General features: G+C 69.0%; 1 protein-coding gene. It reads right to left on the minus strand.

The window, feature by feature from the left end:
- On the minus strand, positions 1-1,745 hold a 1,745-nt coding region (locus BIS11_RS16505; protein ID WP_253586577.1), incomplete at its 3' end, for a S8 family serine peptidase.
- Positions 1,746-1,805 lie beyond the last annotated feature (60 nt).

Consider the following 1,805-nt stretch of genomic DNA (forward strand, 5'->3'; position numbering starts at 1 on the left):
GTGAACGCCAGGCGCTCGTCGGCGCGGCGCCCGCTGCCCTGCCATTGCAGCCCCATTTCCACCTTGCGCGCGACGATGTCCTCGACGCTGGCAAGCAGGCCACGACCCGACGCGCTGCCCTGGCCCTGCTCGAACTCGGCGAAGCCGCTGATGCCGGCACCCAGTTCCGCGGTCAGGCCGATCCCGGCAAAGGTCATCCGGTTCTCTTCGCCCAGGCCCAGGGCACCCACGCCGCTGGCGCCGAGCAGGCCCTGGCGCTCGTCGAGGCTGCCCAGGAAGGTGTCGATGGCAAGCGAGGGCAGCGGCTGCCAGGACACGCCCACATCCGAGCGCCGTGCCCGATAGTCGCTGGTGCCAGCCGAGTCGAGCGTCGATGCCCAGTGCGAGGCGGTGAGATCCCAGTGCTCGCCGAGCGCGTAGCGCGACGTCACACCGTTGACGCCGTCGAAAGCCTGGGTCAGCGCCGAGCCGCCCTGGAACGACATCATCGGCATCAGCCCGGATTCGCTGTAGGCGCTCATCGGGTTCACCTCTCCGCCGGCAAAGCTGTAAAGGCTCAGCGTCGCCGGGCCGTAGGCCGCATCGAAGCGGCTGCTCAGAAGACCGCCGCCGTCGCTGCGGGTGGTGAAACGGTAGGTGTCGACATCCATTGACTGGGTGATGGGCGCGCGTGCCGAGGTGAGCGACAACCGCTCCATCTGGCGGCGCATCTGGGTGGCGTGATCGACCCGCGGCTGTACCTGCTGGCCCAGGTCCATGCGGTAGTCGCGGCCCAGGTCATCGAACACCGCCACATCGCGCAGCGCGTCGGACTGGCGAACCGCGTCGCCGTAGGCGCCGGAAAGCTGCAGGTAGGAGCCGCGCACCAGGTCGCCGCCGTCGTCGACGCGCGCTTGCTCGGCCACCACCAGCTCGCCTTGCGGGGCAAGCGCGGCCTCGATGTCCGCCTCGCCCTGGCCCAGGTAGAAACTGCCGCAGTTGTCGCTGCCGCTGGCGCCGCAGTCGTTGCGATCGAATAGCGCGCTTTCGCGACTGGCGGTGTCCAGAAGCCGCTGGCTGGCCTGCCGGGCATCGAGGTGCGGCCAGCGCGACAGGATACCCGCGGCGTACTCGGAGATCCGCGCCGCCGAGATCGACGTGCCCTGGGCGCCCACCTCGCGGTTGACGTAGTCGGTGGCGATGGTGCGCGCCTGCAGGCGCGCATCGTCGCCGGGATAGGCGCTCGACGGGTGCAGATTGCCCTTGCCGTCGGTTCCCACGGCGATGAGCGTCATGTCGTAAAGCGCCGGTTCGGCGGCGTAGAGCGGTTGGCCCTGGGTGTCCATCGCCTGCCCGTTGTTGCCGGCGCTGATCACGTAGACCGCGCCCTTGCCGCCGTTGGCGTTGACCACCTGGGCCAGTGACTCGCTCGATGAGACGCCGTTGAACCCCAGTCGCGGGTCGTTGGCCACGAAACGCTGGGAAAAACTGGCATTGACGACCTGAGCGCCGCGGGCGGCAGCCTGGCCGACGCCGTAGTTGATGGCGCTGCTGCGATTCACGCCATCCTGTTCGATCTTGATCAGGTCGAGTTCGGCTACCCCGAGCGCCCCGCCGGAAATGGTCGAGGCCACCACGTTGCCGTGCCACTCGTTGCCACCGCGCACGTCGGTGCCCCCGGTATGCACGTTCAGGCTATCCACCACGCGCTGGCGGTTGGCGATGGCCGTGACATCGAAGGCACCATCGACCACGCCTACCCGCACGAAAGCCGCACGCGCCGGAGCGACCGATACGCCTGACACAGGCCCCGAAGTGCTCGGCGC

Source organism: Halomonas sp. 707D4, from assembly GCF_024158685.1.
In the GTDB taxonomy this organism is placed as follows: domain Bacteria; phylum Pseudomonadota; class Gammaproteobacteria; order Pseudomonadales; family Halomonadaceae; genus Vreelandella.